Origin of the sequence: Leptotrichia sp. oral taxon 218 (assembly GCF_018128225.1) — a bacterium.
Lineage (GTDB): Bacteria > Fusobacteriota > Fusobacteriia > Fusobacteriales > Leptotrichiaceae > Leptotrichia.
Genome location: NZ_CP072377.1, coordinates 1,324,534 through 1,344,228, shown reverse-complemented (window position 1 = coordinate 1,344,228; position 19,695 = coordinate 1,324,534). Strand labels below are relative to the sequence as shown.

Here is a 19,695-nt window from a genome sequence, read left to right as displayed (position 1 = left end):
TGTATTTTTAATTGACAAAAATTATTCTATAATAATCAATTCTTTTTGACTTTTATTCAAAACTTTGCAACCATCTTTAGTTACAACGACATCATCTTCGATTCTAACTCCGCCAAATCCATCAAAATATAGTCCAGGTTCAACAGTCACAATCATATTTTCTTCAAGTTCTAAGTGCTGAGCTTTAGACAAATACGGCAATTCATGAATTTCAAGTCCAATTCCGTGTCCCAATCCATGTCCAAAATATTCTCCTAAATTTTTGCTTTCAAAAAAATCTCTTACAGCTTTGTCAATTTCATCTGTATACATTCCAGCTTTAATCGTTTTAATTCCAAGAAGTTGTCCATCTAAAACCGTGTTGTAAACTTCTTTATGTCTATTTGTAATATTTTGTCCATAATATACAGTTCTTGTGATGTCAGAAACATATCCGTCGTAATATGCTCCAAAATCCATTGTAATAAATTCATCCTTTTGAATTTTTTTGTCACTTGCAACTCCGTGTGGCATGGCAGATCTTAGTCCACTTGCGACAATTGTATCAAATGATCTGTCAGAAGCTCCCAATTTTCTTTGAGTGTATTCCAAATGAGCTGCAATCTCTTTTTCAGAAACTCCTTCTTTAATTATGCCAAGCACTTCAGTAAAAGCAATATCACTTATTTCAATAGCTTTTTTAATAATTTCAATCTCTTTTTCAGATTTTTTCATTCTTTGCAAAATCAATTCATTTCCCACAGGAGTAAGTTTTGAACTAAAATTTTCTTTTATTGTTTGATAAAGCGCAAATGAAACATTGTTGTCTTCAAATCCCACATTTTTTAATCCCAATTTTTTTACAAATTCTCCAGCTGATGCAATCAAAGTTCTACTTTCTACAAACTCAAATCCCATTTTTGTCACTTGTTCAGTCGCTTGTTTTTTATATCTAAAATCTGAAAAAAAATATTTTTTTTCTTTCGTAACAAGAGCTACTCCCGTAGTTCCAGTAAATCCTGTAAAATATCTAAGATTGTACATATCCGTTAGGAAAAGTCCGTCGATATTTAATTTTTTTAAAATATTTTCTAATTTCTGTGTTTTAATTTCCATATTTTTTGACCTTCTTTCATTAATTTCATTAATTTCATTAATTTCTTTATTATTATATAATTTTATCACAAAAAAACGGAAAAAATCAATAATTTTTTTTAAAATTGGTTATATGTTGTTGACTTTAATTTGTAAATATGATAAATTTTATTTATATAAAAAAATTATAAGGAGAGAAAATATGGCAAAAGAAAAAGTAGTATTAGCCTATTCAGGTGGATTAGATACATCAATTATCATACCTTGGTTAAAAAATAACTATGATTTAGAAGTAATCGCTTGTTGTGTAGATGTGGGACAAGACGAAGATATGAACGCTGTAAAGCAAAAAGCAATTGAATCAGGAGCTTCTAAAGTTTATGTAGAAGATAAAAAAGCAGAATTTGTAAAAGATTACGCATTTCGTGCATTAAGAGCCGGAGCAGTTTATGAAAATAAATATTTACTGGGAACATCTTTTGCAAGACCATTAATTTCAAAAACACTTGTAGAAGTTGCTCATAAAGAAGGAGCAAAATATATTTGTCACGGATGTACAGGAAAGGGAAATGATCAAGTTAGATTTGAAACAGGTGTATTTTCATTAGATCCAACAATTCAAATTATAGCTCCGTGGAGAATTTGGGACATTTCATCAAGAGAAGATGCAATTGATTACGCTCAAAGATTTGACATAAAAATAAATGTTACAAAAGAAAAAATTTATTCAAGAGATCAAAATTTATGGCATATTTCACACGAAGGTGGAGATATTGAAGGTCTTGAAAATGAACACAAGGAAGATATTGTCTATGTGATGACAACACCGCCTGAAAAAGCACCAGATAAACCAACTTATGTAGAAATTACTTTTGAGCAAGGTTGGCCAATTAAAGTTGACGGAGAAGCTTTGGAACCAGTTGACTTGCTTAGAAAATTAAATAAAATTGCAGGAGAAAATGGAGTCGGAGTTATTGATATCGTTGAAAATAGACTTGTTGGAATGAAATCTCGTGGAATTTATGAAACTCCAGGTGGAACACTTCTTATGGAAGCGTTAAAAGATTTGGAAACACTGATTTTTGACAAGGATACATTTGAATTCAAAAAATTAGTTTCAAGAAAATATGCTGATTTGACTTATGCTGGACAATGGTTCACACCGCTTCGTGAAGGACTTGACGCTTTTGTTGAGGAAACTTCAAAAAATGTAAATGGTACAATAAAATTAAAATTATACAAAGGAAGCATAAAAATCGCCGGAAGATTTACTGATTTTGCGCTTTATGACGAAGGAATTTCATCATTTGGAGCAAGCGAATTATATAGCCATAAAGATGCAGAAGGATTTATAAAATTATTCTCACTTCCAAACAGAATAAGAGCTTATAAAAAACATAAATAATTAGATGAAAATTTTAAATAATAAAATAAAAAAAGTCTTTAGTTAAAACTGAAGGCTTTTTTTGTTAAAAATTTTAAAAATTTTAAAAATTATGATAAAAATATAAAAAAATTTGAAAAAATTATTTGATTTTTTTAAAAATGAGGGTATACTTTAGTGTAAGATAAAAATGGAGGTAATAGATATGGAAATTTTAGCTATGATATTAGCTGGTGGAAGAGGTTCTAGACTTGACATCTTATCAGAAAAAAGAGTTAAACCTAGCGTTCCGTTTGCTGGAAAATTTAGAATTATAGATTTTGCACTTAGTAACTGTTCAAATTCAGGAATTTATGATGTTGCACTTCTTACTCAATATTTACCATTGTCATTAAATGAACACATTGGTTCAGGAAGACCATGGGATTTTGACAGAAGAGATTCAAGTATCACAATGTTACAACCGCACGAAAAACTTAGCGGAAACTCTTGGTATAGAGGGACAGCTGACGCAATCAGACAAAATATAGAGTTTATAAAAAATAAAAATCCAAAATATGTATTAATCTTATCAGGAGATCACATTTATAAAATGAATTATAAATGGATGTTAAAAGAACACGAAGAAAATGATGCTGAACTTACAATAGCAGTTCAACCTGTGCCAATAAAAGAAGCAAGTAGATTTGGGATTTTTGAAGTTGATGAAAACAAAAAAATTCTTAATTTTGAAGAAAAACCAGCTGAACCAAAAAGTAATTTAGCTTCAATGGGAATTTATATTTTTAACACAGACACTTTATTAGAATATCTTGAAAGTCTTCCAAATGAAGATTTAGACTTTGGAATGCATGTAATTCCTTCAATGATTCAAAATGACAGAAAAGTTTATGTTCACACTTATGACAGTTATTGGAAAGATGTGGGAACTTATGATTCATACCTTGAAGCAAACTTGGATTTGATTAAGAAATCTGAAGAAGTTGGAATTAACTTATATGACAAAGATTGGAAAATTTACACTAGAAGTGAAGATTTAGCACCAGTTAGAATAGGAATAACAGGAAATGTTCAAAATTCATTGATTTGTAACGGATGTAAAATTGAAGGAAGCGTTCAAAACTCAGTATTAGGACCAGGAGTTACAGTAAGAAAAGGTGCGACAGTTAGAAATAGTATAATTTTCTCAGGAACTTATATAGATGAAAATTCTCACATAGATACTGTAATTGCTGATAAAAATACATATATTGGAAAAAATTCATTTATAGGAAATGGAAATGCTGATATTCCTAACAAAGAAAGACCTGATCTATTATCTTCGGGAATTACCGTTATAGGAAAAGGTGTTCATATACCTGACGGTTCAATTATTGGTAAAAATGTAAGAATACTTAGTGGTGTAAGAGTTGACTCACATAACAGAACTATCGAAACTGGAGAAACAGTAAGATAAAAATATAAAAACGATTTCGGGGATTTCCCCGATTTCTTTATAAAAGAATAAATATATAAATAAGATAAAGGAGTGGTTCAATTTGAAAATAGTTTATTTAGCCTCAGAAGTAGCTCCATTTTACAAATCTGGTGGTCTTGCAGATGTAATGGGTGCACTGCCAAAGAAAATGCAGGAATTAGGACACGAAGTTTCAATAATAATGCCAAAATATGACAAAATTCCGTTAAAATTTTTAGAAAAATTGGAATGGGTGGCAAGACTTGAAAGTCATGGAGATATTTTTAACTTAGTTAGATATCCAGATGATAAAATAAATTATTATTTTATTGAAAATAAAGCATTATTTGAGCGTGGAAGAGTTTATGGAGATTATGACGAAGATATTCAATATGCGATGTTTTCTGAATTGGCACTTAGATTCTTAAAAGAAATAAATTTACAACCAGATATTTTACATTGTAATGACTGGCAAACAGGACCTGTTCCATATTTTTTGAATGTGAGATATAACTACGATCCATTTTATTGGGACATGAGAACAGTTTATTCAATTCATAATTTGATGTATCAAGGAAGATTTTCTAAAAGATCTTTTGAGAGAATGGGATATTATATTAATGACAGAAATGATTTAAACTTTATGGAAATAGGAATTGGCTCTGGAGATGTTGTAAATACAGTTAGTCCGACTTATGCTGAAGAAATAAAATATCCTTATTTTAGTGAAGGACTTGAATGGATTACAAATCACAAGAAAATTTATGGAATTTTGAATGGAATTGATGTCAATGTATTTGATCCTAAAAATACAAAAGGAGTAATTCCTTTTGACAAAGATCACCTTGACAAGAAAAAAGAAAATAAATACAAATTGCAAGAAAAATTAGGACTTCCAAAATCAGATAACGCAATGATTTCAATAGTTACTAGACTTGTTGAAGGAAAAGGTTTAGATTTGGTAAGTGCTGCACTTGAAAATCTATTGCAATATGATGCTGTTCAAATTGTAATTTTAGGTAGTGGAGATAAATTTTATGAAGATTACTATAACCATTTAGCTTGGAAATATCCTGATAAATTTAAAGTTCATTTGGGTTACAATGCAGAACTTGCAAATGAAATTTATGCAGGAAGTGACATGTTTTTAATGCCTTCAAGATATGAGCCATGTGGACTTAGCCAAATGATAGCAATGCGTTTTGGAACTATTCCAATTGTGCGTGAAACAGGTGGATTAAAAGATACAGTTAAACCTTATAATGTATTTACAGACGAAGGAAATGGTTTTTCATTTACAAATTTCAATGCAGATGATATGTTATTTACGATAAAAGTGGCAGAAGGAATCTATTACGATAGACCAGAAATTTGGGAAAAATTAGTTAAAAGAAATATGGAATTAGATTTTTCTTGGGATAAATCGGCTAAAGAATATGTAAAATTGTATGAAGAAGCGAAATCTCATTAATTTGAAAAAATATAAAGGTAGCGGAATTTTTGCGATTCCGTTATTTTTTTAGAAAAAATAATTGATAATCAAAATTTAATATGATATAATTAAATTTAAGAAATAAAAAAATATAAATATAAAGATAAAGGAAGTGTTAAAAATGAATGAAACAATAAAATTATTACAAAATAGACGATCTGTGAGAGAATTTACAGGAGAAAAAATTAAAGATGAAGATTTGAAATTAATCTTAAAAACTGCGCAAAGAGCTGCAAGTTCGGTAAATGGACAGCAAATTTCATTGATTGTTGTAAGAGATAAGGATAAATTGAAAAAAATTTCAGAATTATCTCACAATCAAAAACATATTGAAGAATGTGACGCTTTTATATTTGTGTTAGCTGATTTTTATCGTTCTACATACGCCGCAAATTCTGTGGGAAAAAGAAATGTTGGTCCTAAAACAGCGGATGGAGTTGTTGTAGGTGCTGTTGATGCAGGAATAATGGTAAATGCTATAGAAACTGCTGCAATTTCTTTGGGATATGGAATGACTGTGATTGGAGCTATAAGAAGCTCATTAAAAGAATTTTCCAAAATGCTTGGACTTCCAAAATATGTAATTCCTATAGTTGGAGCAGCACTTGGAGTACCAAAAGATAGACCGCTTTCAAGATTAAAACCTAGAGTGCCGTTTGACTCGTTTGTATTTTTTGATAAATATGACGCTAAAAAAGTGGAAGAAGGGGTAGAAGAGCATGAAAAGGATATGGTTGCTTGGAGAAAAGAAAATAATACTTCACAATTGCCAACTTACAAAGAAATGATTGTAAGAATTTATGAAAATCCGCATAATAAATTAGTAGAATCTCTAAAATCGCAAGGATTTGATGTTTTGGATGAAATTGAAATTGACGAAAAATAGATTTTTAGTGGAATTAAGATTGAGAAATTTTTAAATAAAAACATTAATTCAAAAATTAACTCTTTAGTCAAAAAAAATGTTGTAAATAATTTTGTTTTGTACTATAATGTGTTGTCGAATAAAAATGACAAAAAGAAAAAGTAGTAAAAAATTATTGCAAAGACAAAATGAAAATTACAATTTTGTCAATCGGGAGGAAATTAATGTTAAATTTGAAAAAAATAGCAATGGGACTATTTGTATTAGGACAATTTGGAGTTATATCCAACTCTTTTTCAGCACCCGCACAATCAAATACACAAGTGGTAAAAAGATATGATTCATTGAATACTGCGGCGCAGGACTATGCAAAAGTATTGCAGGAAATTGCGAACTACAGTTCCAGAGAGATGTCAAAATCAATAAATCCAGACATAGATAAATATGTTTCAAAATCAGATAATCCAACTATAAAAAAACAGTGGGATGATGCTACAACAATGCTTTTGGAACCATATGTAGTTTCTGTTTATAAAGTAAACGAAAATGGAAAAGATGGAGAAGTTGTATTTTTGATAAAAGGATACGATGAAAGTGCATTAAATAAATATTTAGGAGATAACGCCAAAAAATATATATTAAAAATTGACGATAGCAAAGATGAAATAGAGCTTGATATAGACGCTTACATCAAATTGGAATACGATTATTTGTCAAAAACACCGAAAGTAAATTTAGCAACTTCTACAGTTAAGTTTGAAAAAGGTTCGGATAATAAATGGCAAGTTGTAGAAGAAAAATAAAAAAAGAAAAAAAAGTAAATTAAAGAAACAAATAAAAAATTAAAAAATCAAGATAACAAACATCTTGATTTTTTTTTATTAAATTAATTATTAAGAATTTTTTTCAAAAATGATTTTCTGTGATATTTACAAGGTCCAATTTCAATCAAAACTTTCCTGTGAGCTTTTGTCCCGTAACCTTTATGCTTTTCAAAGTTATATTCAGGAAATTCTTTAGCTATTTCACACATCATTTTATCTCTTGTGACTTTAGCCACAATTGAAGCTGCAGCAATTGCTAGAGATTTTGAATCTCCTTTTATAACGCATTCTTGTTCACCGCTAAATTCTCGTATTTTGTGATTTCCATCAACAAGCACAATGTCAAAATTTGCTATTTCTTTAACTTTATCAATAGCACGGCGCATAGCAAGAAATGTCGCATTCAATATATTTATTTCGTCAATTTCCATTTCTGAAGCAATTCCAACTCCGACAATACAATTTGAAATTATTGCTTCATACAGTTTTTCTCTTTTCTTTTCAGTTAACTTTTTAGAATCGTTAATTTCCACAATTTCATCAAAATCATTTTTTATAATTACTGCACTTGCCACTACAGGTCCAGCCAGAGGTCCTCTTCCTGCTTCATCAACACCAAGCACAATTTTTCTAAAACTTTCGTCAAATTTTTTTAAATCTTGTTTTTCAAAATCTTCTTTTTTCTTTTTTTCTTTTATAATTTTTTCTCTTTTTGCATTCTTTTCTTCGTTTTCTTCTTTTTTTTCTGTTTTCATAATTTAACCTTCTATAATTTTTTCAAAATTTTCAAATCCACATTTTCTAAGTGCTTTTTTAAAATCTTGTGGTAATTCGCCAAAAATTATCATTTTTTCATTTGAAGTTGGATGATTAAACTCAAGTTTGTATGAATGTAACATCTGTCTTTTTTCAGAATCACTTCTTCCATAAGTTGAATCTCCCAAAATTGGAAATCCCAAATATTTCATATGAACCCTGATTTGATGCGTTCTTCCAGTTTCAATGTTTACTTTTACAAATGAAAATCTTTCGTTTTGAGCTAAAACTTCAAAGTTTGTAATCGCATTTTTTCCATTTGGTGCAGCGACAACTGTCATTTTTTTTCTATCTAATTTATTTCGTCCAATATTTGTCACAATTCGCCCACTTTTTTTATTTATTTTTCCTTTCACAATTGTGAGATATGTTTTTTTTATTTCTTTTGTAGAAAACATATTTGACAATTTTAAATGTGATTTGTCATTTTTAGCGATAATTATAAGTCCGCTTGTGTCCTTGTCAAGTCTGTGGACAATTCCAGGTCTGATTTTTCCGTTAATTCCCGATAAATCTTTAATGTGATACATGATTGCATTTACAAGTGTTCTGCTGTTATGTCCGTGAGCTGGATGAACAACCATTCCAGCACTTTTATTTATAATTGCCAAATCTTCGTCTTCGTAAACTATATTAATTTCAATATTTTCTGGTTTAATTTCAATTTCTTCCAGTTTTGGAATTTCCATTTCAATTTCATCGTTTTCTTCAATTTTATAAGATGCCTTTGTCTTTTTGCTATTTACCAAAATATTTTCATCTTTTATGAGATTTTGGATTCTTGTTCTTGTTAAATCAAATTCTTCGGCAAGAAATTTGTCAATTCGAATTCCAGCTTTTTCACTTGAAATAATTATTATTTCTTTTTGATTTTCCAAATTTTTTCCTTTCTTGAAATAATTTTTAATAATTTTTAGTAAAATTTAAAAATTTTAACTTTTATCATCGCATTCTTGAAAAATTGTCATCTTTTGTGAATAATTTTTTTTGTGATGATTTTCAATCAAAACTGATAAATTCTTATCAATATTTTCCAATTTTTTTGCTCCAATTTTTGGATGATTTTGAAGTTTTGTGAAAAATCCGAATTTATGCAAAACTCTTTTAAAAAATGATGCTTTTCCTTTTCCGCAGTCGTGCAAAAGTGCCAATTTCAAATATATTTTTTCATTTTTTAACTCAGTTTTTTTTATTTTTTTTAGAACTTCCAAAGAGTGAAACTTGTCGTATTCGGACATTTCCAAAAAGACTTTTTTTTCTTTTTCATTAAGAATTTTTATCATTTCAGCCATATAGGCTTTATTAATTTTTGGAAAATAATAATCATAAAATTTTTTAAAAACATTCATTTTATTTATCACACCTTTTTTCAAAAATTTTTTATAATTTTTTAAATTTTTTAAATTTTTTTACAACGCTTTTACAACAACATTTCCAACAATTTTTTTAATTTTTTTAATATTTTTTCCCTTTTTTCCAATAAATTGACCCTTGTCTTTATTTTTTACAAAAAGAACCGTAAAATAATCATTTTTTTCAATTTTTTGGATTTTTTCAAGTTCTTCAAATTCATTTTTTTCTAAAAAGTTTTTTTCATAAAATAAATCTTCAAGTTTTTCAATTTTTTTAAAAATTAGTTTTTCCATTTCATCAAAAAATTCCACTTTTTCAAGAGTCAAATATTTTCCGTCAAGTGGAGTTTTTTTTCCAAACAAAATAAAATTGCTCATAATTCTCACTTGCTGTGGCAAAAATTTATTTCCAGAAAAATACAGTTTTTTATTTTTATACGAAACAAGAACTTCTCTTATTTTTTCTTTTAATTGTTTCCCTTTTTTATTTGTAAACTCTGAAAAGTCTTTTTTCCCAGAAATTTTTTCACAAATCAATTCAATTTTTTCATCATCATTTTTAATAAGTTTTTCTGGATATTCGTAAATATAATACCTTTTTTTAACCATTTCAGGAAATTCTAAAAACGGAACTGTCCTTTTTATTTCTTTTATCTCAAGTCCATTTATTTTTTTTATTTTTAATTGCGAAAAATCCAGAACTTTTTTCAAATTCAAATACAAAACATTTTCTTTTGCACTAACAAAAGCATCTGTTCTCCCCGCCTGTTGAATTCCAGAAAAATTTTTAATTCCATTTTTTAAAAGAAGATTTTTAAATTCCAGTTTTACGCTCCTTTTATTAGGATTTTCATCAAAAGAATCAAATTTTTTTCCGTCATATTCAACAAAAAATAAATATCCAAAATATTTTGTATTTTCAAATTTTCTCAAATCTATATAATTTTTATTTTCTAAATTTTCTGTTTTTAAATCCATTTTTTATAAATTTTTTTTATTTTTAAAAATTATTCTCCTTTTATTTTTTTAATAATATCTTCAGCCAATTCAATTTTACAGCTTTCATCAATTCCCATTTCTCCTTTTATAACTCCAAATCCCCATTTGCAGTAGGCAATGTCAACTTTAGCATTTTTAGCCGTATTTACATCGACAAGCATATCTCCCACAAACAAAATTTTTTCTTTTGGAATTCCAAATTTTTCAGAAAGCCTGTCAACATTATAAGGATTTGGCTTATTGGGATAATTTTTTTCGTCTGAGCCAATTATTTCACAAAATTCCCATTTTTTAAGTTTTTCTTTTGCTACAGAAAGTGCAGTGTTGTGGTCTTTATTCGTAATAATCCCTTTTTTTATTTTATTTTTTTCCAAAAAGTCAAGTATTTTAGGAATTTCTTTATAAGGTTCGACTTTGTAGTCAAAATAGATGTCGTAATATTTTCTGATTGTTTTAGAAAAAAGTTCTTTATCAATGTCATATTTTTCTTTTTCCAAAATATTTTTAGTAAGTCCAGTAACTCCACCACCTGCAAATTTCACGCAATCATTTACAGGATATGTTTTAAGTCCCAATTCTTTCATTGTGCTATTTACAGTCATTGCAATGGAATTTGAAGTATCAAGAAGAGTTCCGTCCATATCGAAAAGTACTAGTTCATATTTCATTTTTTATCCTTTCTTTTATTTATTTATTTTTTCTTTTATTTTATTTGTTTTATTTGTTTGTTTTTATATTTAAATTTTTTTATTTTAGATTTATAAATAATTATTTATTATAATTTTTTTGGATTTATAAAAAAATATTTTTATGCGTCTGGTTCAATAACCTTCCCATCTTTGTCAACAGGATTTCCATTGTCGTCAACTCGCACAACTTTTATGCTGTCAAGATGTCCTCTCATCGAAGTTTTGAATTTTTCAATATAAAGTTTTCTATATTTTTCTCGTTCTTTTTTTTCTTCTTCAGTAAGTTCTCGTTCTCTTGAAATTTTAGTAAATTCGTTAATTTTTTTTATAATATCTTCCATTTTTTATTTTTCTCCTTTTATTTTTATTTTTATTTGTTATTATTTTGTGATTTTTATTTAATTTTATTATTTATTATTTTTATTTTTTTTTTGAGCTGTAACCCATTTCGTCAAGAAATTTACTATTTTTTCTCCATTTTTTCTTAACTTTCACCCAAAGTTTTAAATTTACTTTTAAATCAATGAGATGTTCAATTTCTCTTCTCGCTTCAATTCCAATTTTTTTTAGCAAAGCACCATCTTTTCCAATGATAATCCCTTTTTGGCTATCTCTTTCGACATAAATATTCACATCATATTTTCTTATCGTCGGTTTAGTTTCAACATTTATTATTTCAACTGCCACGCTATGCGGAACTTCGTCTTTTGTATGATGAAGAATTTTTTCTCTTATTGTTTCCACCACAATTTTATTCACAGGTAAATCTGTGTAATAATCTTCAGGATAAAACCACATATCATTAGATAAATAGTTTTCTGCCACATCAAATATTTTGTGAACTCCGATTCCATATTCTGCAGTAAGCGTGATTATTTCGTCAAAATCTCCTAGTTTTTCTCTAATTTCCACTTTTTTTTCTTCAATTTCGGCATCTGTCATTTTGTCAATTTTATTGATAATTGCAACAATTGGCGTATTTACCGCTCTTATATGTTCATTTACAAACATATCTCCAGTTGAGATTTCTTTGGTTCCATCTAGCATAAACATTATTAAATCAACATTTTCCAGCGCTTCTATTGCAATATTTGTCATATGCTCTCCCAAAAGATGTTTTGGCTTGTGAATCCCTGGAGTGTCGACGAAAATAAATTGATTCTCGTTTATATTTACAATTCCTTTTATTTGATCTCTTGTCGTTCCAGCCTTATCTGAAACAATTGCCACTTTTTCATTTACAAGTTTATTTGTAAGAGTAGATTTTCCAACATTTGGTCGACCTACAATTGTTATAAATACTGATTTCAATACTTTTCTCCTTAATTCTACTTTTTAATAATTATATCATTTTTTGAAAAAATTTTCTATAAAAAAAGGTTTCATTTAAGAAACCTTTGTTAAAATTAATTACATAGCCAGTCTTTTTAGCGTAACTTCGAAGAAAGTGATTACACTTATATTTGCGAAATCTATAAAAAGTGAACCAACTATCGGAATTACAAAAAACGCTATTTTTGAATAAATATATTTTTCTGTAATCGCTTTCATATTTGAAATTCCGTTAGGAGTAGCTCCCATTCCAAATCCGCAATGACCAGAAACAATTACAGCTGCATCGTAATTTGAACCCATAGATTTGAATGTCACAAAATTTAGATACAAATAAATAAGTAGAGTTTGAGCTAGTAGAAGTATGATTACAGGACCTGCTAAATCTATTAAATCCCACAATCTAAGTGACATTAATGCCATAGCTAAAAATAAACTTAGGGAAATATCTTCCAAGATGCTAATTTCTTTTGTTGGAGCGTGAAGTGACTCTACATTGTCAGAAATATTTCTAATTATTGCTGCAACAATCATAGGTCCAATATAAACTGGAAATTTCATTGCTGGAAGCAAAAAATTTATGAAAAGTGACAAATATGAACCAATTCCCATGGCAATTAAAATATAGAAAAATGCCATTGAAAATCTTTCTCCATCAAGGTATGGTCTTTGTTTTTTTAGTACTTCTTCGTCTATATCTTTTTCAACATTTTCTTTTGCCATATGTTCAGGAAGCAATTTGTGCTTTTTAATAAGACGACTTGCAATCGGACCACCTAACATTGAACCTACAATAAGTCCATAAGTTGCTGAAGCTATTGCTATTGCCTTTGCTCCTGTATAACCCATTTTTTCGATTTCAGGTGCAACTGCTGCAGAAGTACCATGTCCTCCCGTCATTGCCACAGAACCTGTCATAAGAGCAAGAAGCGGTTTTAATCCAACTAATCCTGAAAGCAAAATTGGTACAACATTTTGTAATATACAAAGTCCAATTGCCACGAATAAAAATATAAGTACCTTTTTTCCACCTTTTTTCAGTAACTTTAAACTTGCGTTAAATCCTACACTTGTAAAAAACATTATCATAAAAAATTTTTGAAGCGTATCGTCAAAACTAATTTCTACAATTTCCGTCTGACGCAAAATAAAAGAGATGATTGAAAATAAAAATCCACCAATAACCGGTGAAGGTATACAGTATTTTTCAAAAAATTTTACTTTTTTTCTCAATTTCATCCCAATAAGTAGTAAAATAACCGATAGACCTATCGTTTGAATCATATCAAGTTTCATTTAATTCCTCCTTTTTTTCTAAATATTAAATTCACATAGTTACATTATACACTAAATATGGCAAATCTGCAAATTTTTAACTCAAAATATTTTTCTTGAAATTTGGAAAAACAAGCAAAATGTGGTAAAATATTAAATATAACTTTATTAGCAAAGGCGGGAAATATTATGGATTTTAAGCAAGTGAAGGAAAATGAAGAAAAAGCTGTTTTAAAAAATAAAAATGTCGTTGATAGTGACTTTTGGCGACAAAAATATCACATTCAAGGAATTGTGGGACTTATAAATGATCCTAATGGATTTTCACAGTTTAACGGAGAATATCATATGTTTTACCAATGGAATCCGCTTAGCACAGAGCATAAAAATAAAACTTGGGCTCACAGTAAAAGCCATGATTTACTGCATTGGGAAAGATGCGAAACTGCATTAAGACCTGATACTTGGTATTCAAAAAATGGAGTTTATTCTGGAAGTGGAATTGTAATTGATGGAAAACTTTATTTATTTTACACTGGAAATGTAAAAGATGCAGAAGGGAATAGAGAATCATACCAATGTATCGCAGTTTCAGAAGATGGAGAGCACTTTGACAGATGGGAGCCAAGCATAGTAAACCAGCCAGATGGATATACAAGACACATAAGAGATCCAAAAATTTGGGAAAAAGACGGAAAATATTATGCAGTTCTTGGAATTCAAAGTGAAAAACTGGAAGGAAAAGTTGTACTTTACTCTTCAGAAAATATAAAAGATTGGAAATTTGAAGGCGAAATTGCTGGAGCAAATCATGGAAAATTAAAAGATTTTGGATTTATGTGGGAATGTCCAGATTATTTTCAATTAAAAGATGAAAAAACTGGAAAAGTCGTTGATTTATTGGTAGCTTTGCCACAAGGATTAGAACCGCAAGGGGATTTATATAACAATAAATATCAGACAGGATATTTTTTTGGAAAATTGGACTACGAAAAACCAGAATTTGAAATTAGCTCGGAATTTGTGGAAATTGACAGAGGACACGATTTTTATGCGCCGCAATCAATGGAAGATGACAAAGGAAGAAGAATTGTTGTCGGATGGATGGGAGTTCCAGAAGATGAAGATTTTCCTACAGTTAAAAATGAATGGATACATTGCTTGACTTTGCCAAGAGAGTTGAAAGTGAGAGATGGAAAACTTTATCAAGAACCAATTTCTGAAATGGTTTCAATAAGAGGGGAGAAAATGGAATTTGAAGGTTTTGTTAAAGGTGAAAAAGAGATTGGAAAAGGGAAAACTTATGAATTAATTGCCAAATTTAATGATATTTCTTCAGACTTTGGATTAAAATTGAGAGTTGGAAAAGACAGTGAAACTGTTGTAAAATTTGACTTTGAAGATAAAAAACTAGTTCTTGACAGAAGTTGCGGTGCACAAGCTGATAAGAGCGTAAGAAAAGTTTTTTTAGGCGATAGAAAAGATTTGGAACTTAGAATTTTTGTTGATAATTCTTCTGTTGAAATTTTTGTAAATAATGGAGAAGAAGTTTTTTCTTCAAGAATTTTCCCTTCAGAAAATGCTGACAAAATCATTGTTTTTGCTGAAAATGAAACGAAAGTAAAACTTGAAAAATGGGAATGGCAATAATAAATAAAAATAAAATTATTATAATATAAAATATGAAGATAAAACAAAAAACACATAAAGATATAAATACAAATATAAATATAAATATAAAACATATAAAGATAAGGAAATAAAAAAATTGATTAATACTGAAAAACATAATATAAAACTTGATATAATAAATCTTTTGGATGATATTTTGCATGAAAAAAAATATAGCAATATTCAGCTTAATTACTATTTTTCTAAAAATAATTATTCAAAAAAAGAAAAATTATTTGTTACAAATATTGTAAATATTGTGATAAAAAATTTAATTTATATCGATTATTTAATTGAAAAATGTACTAAAAATATAAAAAAGAGAAAAATAAAACAACTTTTGAGAATTTCTGTAGCGCAATTATTTTTTATGGATTCTGACAACTCAGGAGTTGTTTTTGAGGCGGGAGAAATTGCTAAAATAATTAATTCACACCAAGTTGGATTTGTAAATGCAACTTTGCAAAATATTTTGAAAAATAAAGAAAAATTTGATCAAGAAATTCCAAAGGATAAAAAAGATGGGATAGTTTATTCATATCCGCAGTGGTTTGTGAATAAACTAAAATCAGATTTTCCAGATGACTATTTAAAAATTATGAAATCTTATAAAAAGAGAAGTTTTCTTTCCGTGAGATATGACAAAAATAAATTTACAAAAGAAGAATTTGAAAATTTGTTAAAAAAAATTGACACTCAAATTTTATTTTCCGTGGAAGAAGTTTATTATTTGTCCAATGCGAATATTTTTGAAACTAAAAATTGTAAAAGTGGAGAAATAGTTGTTCAAGATGCTTCTTCATATTTAGCGGTAAAAAATCTTGAAGTTTCGCAAGATGATGTTGTTTTAGACGCTTGTAGTGCACCTGGTGGAAAATCACTTGCAATTTTACAGCTTTTTAATCCTAAAATTTTGATTTCTACTGACATTCACGAGCATAAAATTAAGATTTTAGAAAATCTGAAAAATAAATATGGATATAAAAATTGGAAAATAGAGTTGAATGACGCCATAAAAATTGAAAATTTAGACAAAAATTTGATAAAATACTTTTGGATGTGCCTTGTAGCGGACTTGGAGTACTTCGTAAAAAACCTGAAAAAATATATGAATTGGAATCGAATAATTTTAAAAGTCTTAAAAAAATTCAAAAGAAAATTTTTGAGAGTGCATTTAATTCACTAAAAGATGGTGGAGAAATTATTTATAGCACTTGCACTTTTTCAAAAAATGAAAATACGAATAATGTTAAATATTTTTTGGAAAAATATAAAAATTTGGAAATTAAAGAAGTTGTAATTCCAGAAAATATTAAGATTCTAAAAGACGAGTTTGGTGGCATTTATATTTCTTATGAAAATGAATATTTGGATGGATTTTATATAGCAAAATTTAAAAAAGTAAAAAAATCTGATGGTGATTAACAAAAGAACAGAAAGGATATGTTAGTATGCAATTTAATTTTAATGACGACATAAAATTTATAATGCAAAAGTTAAATGCAAATGGAAGTGGATTTCTTGTCGGAGGAGCGATACGAGATTTAATCTTGCGTCGTGATCCCGGAGATTATGATTTTGCTACTGATATTGAATATTCAACGCTAAAGGCGATTTTTTCAGATTATTCACCAAAAGAAGTGGGTGCTCATTTTGGAATTTTGATGATTCATTTAAATGGCGTAGATTATGAAATTGCAAAGTTTCGTCGTGAAACTGGAGTTTACAACAGCAGATACCCAAAAGAAATTAAATTTGTAAAAAAAATTGAAGATGACTTATCTCGTCGGGATTTTACGATAAATGCAATGGCATATAGCCAAAAAACTGGGGTTATTGATCTTTTTGGAGGTTTAAAAGACTTAAAAAATAAAACTATTAAATTTGTTGGAAATCCAAAGTTACGAATTGAAGAAGATGCGCTAAGAATTTTGAGAGCTTTTAGATTTATGGCAAAACTTGGGTTTAATCTTGATAAAAAGACAGCTGAAGCGATTTGTGAAAAAAGAAAATTTTTGAATAAAATTTCGCATGAGAGAATTTTTGATGAATTTAGTAAAATTTTGATTGCACCATATGCCATAAAAGCGTTAAAAAAGATGAAATCGCTAAAAGTTTTGGAATTTATAATTCCTGAATTTCGCTATGCTTATAACTTTGACCAAAATAATCCACATCACACCGATGATTTATTTCATCACATAATTAAAGTTGTAAATCTTTGCGATAAAGACTTGATTACAAGATTTGCTGCACTTTTTCACGATCTTGGAAAAATTAACACAAAAAGTATTGATGCAAAAGGGATTTTTCACTTTTATGGACACGAAAAGGAGAGCGCACTTATTGCTGAAGAAGAACTTAGGGAACTTAGAGCGCCAAAAGAGTTTATAAATTCTGTAAAAAAACTAATTTTAAATCATATGTTAATCTATCAAGAGGTTTCTGATAAAACTTTGAAAAAATTGATAATTAATTTTGAAGAAAAAAATTTAAAGCGGCTTTTTGATTTATTTTCTGCCGACTTAAATTCTAAAAATATAAATTCTAAAGAAGAAAATCAAAAAATTCTGGATAATTTTTTGCAAAGAATTGAAAATTTGAAAAAACAGGGAAATATTCCTAGCATTAAAGATTTGGATTTGACGGGAATTGACCTGATAAATTTGAAATTTGAAAATAGAGAAATTGGAAAACTAAAAAATGAATTGTATGAATTGGTTTTATCAGATGAATTAAAAAATGAAAAAGAGGAATTGATAAAATATTTAGCAAAAAAATATGATTTGTGTCAAAATTTTAAATATGAAAATTCTTGCGGTGCGATTGTTTTTAATAATAAAATTAAAAAATTTCTGATTGTGAAGATGTTTAATGGAAATTGGGGATTTCCCAAAGGTCACATCGAAGAATATGAAACTCAAGTTGAAACAGCAAAAAGAGAAGTTTTTGAAGAAACTGGAATTGAAATTAATATTGTTTCTGAAAAAAAATATGAGATAAAATATATTCCGAATGAAACAACAATCAAAAAAGTTACATTTTTTATTGGAATAACGGAAAATGAAGAAGTGACAGTTGACGAGCAGGAAATTGAAGCATATAAATGGTGCTCTTATGAAGAAGCACTAAAAACAATAACTTATCGACTGCAAAAAGAAGTTTTGGAAAATTCTTACAAAATTTTGAAACAGAAAAATTTAGAAAGTTTGGAAAATTAAATTATGAAAACTGAGAAAATATTGGGTTATGAAGTTCATAGAAAAAAAGTTAAAAATATAAATTTGAGAATAAAAGAAAATATGCAAATTTATATTTCCGCTCCAGAAAATTTGCACAGTGATTACATAAAAAACTTTTTGATTTCGAAAGAAAAATGGATAAAAAATGTCTTAAAAAAACTTGAAAAAATAAAAGAAGAACGAAAAGAAAAGGAATATATTACTGGAGAAATTCATAATTTTTTGGGTCAAAAATATGTTTTAATTGTAAAATTGGGAAATATTAATCGAGTGGCTTTAAAAAGTGATAAAAAAAATGAAATTATTTTGACAGTCAACAGCGATGTTTTTGATAATTCGGAAGAAAAAAAGAGAATTTTGGAAAAGTGGTATTTTGAAAATGCTAAAAAAGTTTTTTTAGAATTATTGAAAAAATGGATGGAAATTTTGAATGAAGATGTAAAAAAATTTTCGGTAAAACCATTAAGTAAAAAATGGGGATTTTGTAATTATACAAAAAGATATGTGACTTTAAATGTGGAACTTATAAAGCGAACTCCGTTTGAAATCGAATATGTAATTTTGCATGAACTTGCTCATTTAAAATATCCAAATCACGGAAAAGGATTTTACAATTATGTAGAAAAATATATGCCAAATTATAGAAATGCTGAAAAAATGCTAAATGCAAAGCATCATTATTAATTTAAAAAAAATCCCCTAAAAAATTAAAGGGATTTTTATTTTATTTATTATTTTTTTAACTTTTTTTAAAATCAGCTAAGATTTCAATTTTTCCATCTTCATAAACAAATAAGCCAGTCACAGCTTCGTGTGGTAAATTAAAATGTATTTTTTCTGAAGCTTGAATTATATAGTTTTTTTGAGTTTTGTCGTCTATTGGACATCCTGCGCAGTCACTGTGTCCAGCAATAAAGATGTGGTCAGATTTATGTTTGTTGACAGAAATCAAAACGACTTTATCTTCCACAGATTTTAAATAATCTTCGTGTATAATTTTATTTACAGGTCCAGCGTCTGTAATTGTATCTACATATTTATAGTTATAATTATTTCTTATATATTCATTTAGAAGATGAATAAATCTTCCGTCCATACAGCAAATCAATGTGCAAAACATATTTTCTCCTTTTTTAATTGTATATTTTTAGTGAACTACTTCCACTTGTAGAAGAAGGAGCTTCTTGGGAAGTATCTGCTTTTGCAGATATATTTACCAAGCTC

Annotated in this window: 19 protein-coding genes and 1 pseudogene; 10 read left to right on the top strand and 10 right to left on the bottom strand. The window is 28.1% G+C overall.

What is annotated here, in order from left to right; genetic code table 11:
- Positions 1 to 21 precede the first annotated feature (21 nt).
- Positions 22 to 1,095 carry an aminopeptidase P family protein gene (locus J5A73_RS06205; RefSeq protein ID WP_211617349.1) on the bottom strand — a complete coding sequence of 358 codons (1,074 nt, stop codon included), beginning with the start codon at positions 1,093 to 1,095 and terminating at the stop codon, positions 22 to 24.
- A 181-nt stretch (positions 1,096 to 1,276) separates the two neighbouring features.
- Between J5A73_RS06205 and J5A73_RS06200 the strand changes: the two genes are divergently transcribed.
- The 5 genes from J5A73_RS06200 (at position 1,277) to J5A73_RS06180 (ending at position 7,074) form a co-directional block, all read left to right on the top strand.
- A complete protein-coding gene (locus J5A73_RS06200; protein ID WP_211614022.1) occupies positions 1,277 to 2,479 on the top strand; it encodes an argininosuccinate synthase in 1,203 nt (400 codons plus the stop codon).
- A 184-nt stretch (positions 2,480 to 2,663) separates the two neighbouring features.
- On the top strand, positions 2,664 to 3,914 hold the full coding sequence (locus tag J5A73_RS06195; RefSeq protein ID WP_211614020.1) for a glucose-1-phosphate adenylyltransferase: 1,251 nt from the start codon (positions 2,664 to 2,666) through the stop codon (positions 3,912 to 3,914).
- A gap of 82 nt (positions 3,915 to 3,996) precedes the next feature.
- Positions 3,997 to 5,385 (top strand): glycogen synthase, encoded by a 1,389-nt coding sequence (locus J5A73_RS06190; RefSeq protein ID WP_211614018.1) that lies wholly within the window; start codon positions 3,997 to 3,999, stop codon positions 5,383 to 5,385.
- Between the two features lie 142 nt (positions 5,386 to 5,527).
- Positions 5,528 to 6,292, top strand: a complete 765-nt coding sequence (locus J5A73_RS06185; RefSeq protein WP_211614017.1) for a nitroreductase family protein — start codon at positions 5,528 to 5,530, stop codon at positions 6,290 to 6,292.
- Positions 6,293 to 6,495: 203 nt separating this feature from the next.
- A complete protein-coding gene (locus tag J5A73_RS06180) occupies positions 6,496 to 7,074 on the top strand; it encodes a hypothetical protein (RefSeq protein ID WP_211614015.1) in 579 nt (192 codons plus the stop codon).
- Between the two features lie 83 nt (positions 7,075 to 7,157).
- Here the strand turns inward: J5A73_RS06180 and J5A73_RS06175 are convergent, their stop codons facing one another.
- The 8 genes from J5A73_RS06175 to gltS all read right to left on the bottom strand — a co-directional run bounded on the left by J5A73_RS06175 (position 7,158) and on the right by gltS (position 13,579).
- Positions 7,158 to 7,850, bottom strand: a complete 693-nt coding sequence (locus tag J5A73_RS06175) for a ribonuclease HII (protein WP_211614013.1) — start codon at positions 7,848 to 7,850, stop codon at positions 7,158 to 7,160.
- 3 nt (positions 7,851 to 7,853) lie between these two features.
- A complete protein-coding gene (locus J5A73_RS06170) occupies positions 7,854 to 8,789 on the bottom strand; it encodes an RluA family pseudouridine synthase (protein WP_211614011.1) in 936 nt (311 codons plus the stop codon).
- A gap of 54 nt (positions 8,790 to 8,843) precedes the next feature.
- Positions 8,844 to 9,260, bottom strand: coding sequence for an HD domain-containing protein (locus J5A73_RS06165; RefSeq protein WP_211614009.1), 417 nt, complete (start codon positions 9,258 to 9,260; stop codon positions 8,844 to 8,846).
- A gap of 60 nt (positions 9,261 to 9,320) precedes the next feature.
- Positions 9,321 to 10,241, bottom strand: a complete 921-nt coding sequence (locus J5A73_RS06160) for a pseudouridylate synthase (RefSeq protein ID WP_249069169.1) — start codon at positions 10,239 to 10,241, stop codon at positions 9,321 to 9,323.
- 29 nt (positions 10,242 to 10,270) lie between these two features.
- A complete protein-coding gene (locus tag J5A73_RS06155; RefSeq protein ID WP_211614006.1) occupies positions 10,271 to 10,930 on the bottom strand; it encodes an HAD family hydrolase in 660 nt (219 codons plus the stop codon).
- A 140-nt stretch (positions 10,931 to 11,070) separates the two neighbouring features.
- A complete protein-coding gene (locus J5A73_RS06150; RefSeq protein WP_211614004.1) occupies positions 11,071 to 11,292 on the bottom strand; it encodes a DUF896 domain-containing protein in 222 nt (73 codons plus the stop codon).
- 79 nt (positions 11,293 to 11,371) lie between these two features.
- Complete coding sequence (era, locus tag J5A73_RS06145) at positions 11,372 to 12,262, bottom strand: GTPase Era (RefSeq protein WP_211613989.1); 891 nt, start codon at positions 12,260 to 12,262, stop codon at positions 11,372 to 11,374.
- Positions 12,263 to 12,361: 99 nt separating this feature from the next.
- Positions 12,362 to 13,579, bottom strand: coding sequence for a sodium/glutamate symporter (gltS, locus tag J5A73_RS06140; RefSeq protein ID WP_211613987.1), 1,218 nt, complete (start codon positions 13,577 to 13,579; stop codon positions 12,362 to 12,364).
- A 168-nt stretch (positions 13,580 to 13,747) separates the two neighbouring features.
- Between gltS and J5A73_RS06135 the strand changes: the two genes are divergently transcribed.
- The 5 genes and pseudogenes from J5A73_RS06135 (at position 13,748) to J5A73_RS06120 (ending at position 19,155) form a co-directional block, all read left to right on the top strand.
- The gene (locus J5A73_RS06135; RefSeq protein WP_211613985.1) at positions 13,748 to 15,208 is read left to right on the top strand and encodes a sucrose-6-phosphate hydrolase; all 1,461 of its coding nucleotides are present in this window, start codon (positions 13,748 to 13,750) and stop codon (positions 15,206 to 15,208) included.
- Positions 15,209 to 15,326: 118 nt separating this feature from the next.
- Positions 15,327 to 16,196, top strand: a pseudogene (locus J5A73_RS06130) (transcription antitermination factor NusB); the annotation flags it as partial.
- Between the two features lie 92 nt (positions 16,197 to 16,288).
- A complete protein-coding gene (locus tag J5A73_RS10765) occupies positions 16,289 to 16,654 on the top strand; it encodes a hypothetical protein (RefSeq protein ID WP_371813380.1) in 366 nt (121 codons plus the stop codon).
- A gap of 26 nt (positions 16,655 to 16,680) precedes the next feature.
- Complete coding sequence (locus J5A73_RS06125) at positions 16,681 to 18,450, top strand: NUDIX domain-containing protein (protein ID WP_211613983.1); 1,770 nt, start codon at positions 16,681 to 16,683, stop codon at positions 18,448 to 18,450.
- Between the two features lie 3 nt (positions 18,451 to 18,453).
- Complete coding sequence (locus J5A73_RS06120) at positions 18,454 to 19,155, top strand: M48 family metallopeptidase (protein WP_211613981.1); 702 nt, start codon at positions 18,454 to 18,456, stop codon at positions 19,153 to 19,155.
- Between the two features lie 55 nt (positions 19,156 to 19,210).
- Here J5A73_RS06120 and J5A73_RS06115 read toward each other — a convergent pair whose 3' ends face one another.
- Positions 19,211 to 19,591, bottom strand: a complete 381-nt coding sequence (locus J5A73_RS06115; protein ID WP_249069168.1) for a carbonic anhydrase — start codon at positions 19,589 to 19,591, stop codon at positions 19,211 to 19,213.
- Between the last annotated feature and the right edge of the window lie 104 nt (positions 19,592 to 19,695).

Bases quoted from the DNA above. Each gene is read 5' to 3' on its own strand.
- J5A73_RS06205 (WP_211617349.1), bottom strand. From the start codon at position 1,095: ATGGAAATTAAAACACAGAAATTAGAAAATATTTTAAAAAAATTAAAT.
- J5A73_RS06200 (WP_211614022.1), top strand. From the start codon at position 1,277: ATGGCAAAAGAAAAAGTAGTATTAGCCTATTCAGGTGGATTAGATACA.
- J5A73_RS06195 (WP_211614020.1), top strand. From the start codon at position 2,664: ATGGAAATTTTAGCTATGATATTAGCTGGTGGAAGAGGTTCTAGACTT.
- J5A73_RS06185 (WP_211614017.1), top strand. From the start codon at position 5,528: ATGAATGAAACAATAAAATTATTACAAAATAGACGATCTGTGAGAGAA.
- J5A73_RS06180 (WP_211614015.1), top strand. From the start codon at position 6,496: ATGTTAAATTTGAAAAAAATAGCAATGGGACTATTTGTATTAGGACAA.
- J5A73_RS06175 (WP_211614013.1), bottom strand. From the start codon at position 7,850: ATGAAAACAGAAAAAAAAGAAGAAAACGAAGAAAAGAATGCAAAAAGA.
- J5A73_RS06165 (WP_211614009.1), bottom strand. From the start codon at position 9,260: ATGAATGTTTTTAAAAAATTTTATGATTATTATTTTCCAAAAATTAAT.
- J5A73_RS06160 (WP_249069169.1), bottom strand. From the start codon at position 10,241: ATGGATTTAAAAACAGAAAATTTAGAAAATAAAAATTATATAGATTTG.
- J5A73_RS06155 (WP_211614006.1), bottom strand. From the start codon at position 10,930: ATGAAATATGAACTAGTACTTTTCGATATGGACGGAACTCTTCTTGAT.
- J5A73_RS06150 (WP_211614004.1), bottom strand. From the start codon at position 11,292: ATGGAAGATATTATAAAAAAAATTAACGAATTTACTAAAATTTCAAGA.
- gltS (WP_211613987.1), bottom strand. From the start codon at position 13,579: ATGAAACTTGATATGATTCAAACGATAGGTCTATCGGTTATTTTACTA.
- J5A73_RS06135 (WP_211613985.1), top strand. From the start codon at position 13,748: ATGGATTTTAAGCAAGTGAAGGAAAATGAAGAAAAAGCTGTTTTAAAA.
- J5A73_RS06125 (WP_211613983.1), top strand. From the start codon at position 16,681: ATGCAATTTAATTTTAATGACGACATAAAATTTATAATGCAAAAGTTA.
- J5A73_RS06120 (WP_211613981.1), top strand. From the start codon at position 18,454: ATGAAAACTGAGAAAATATTGGGTTATGAAGTTCATAGAAAAAAAGTT.
- J5A73_RS06115 (WP_249069168.1), bottom strand. From the start codon at position 19,591: ATGTTTTGCACATTGATTTGCTGTATGGACGGAAGATTTATTCATCTT.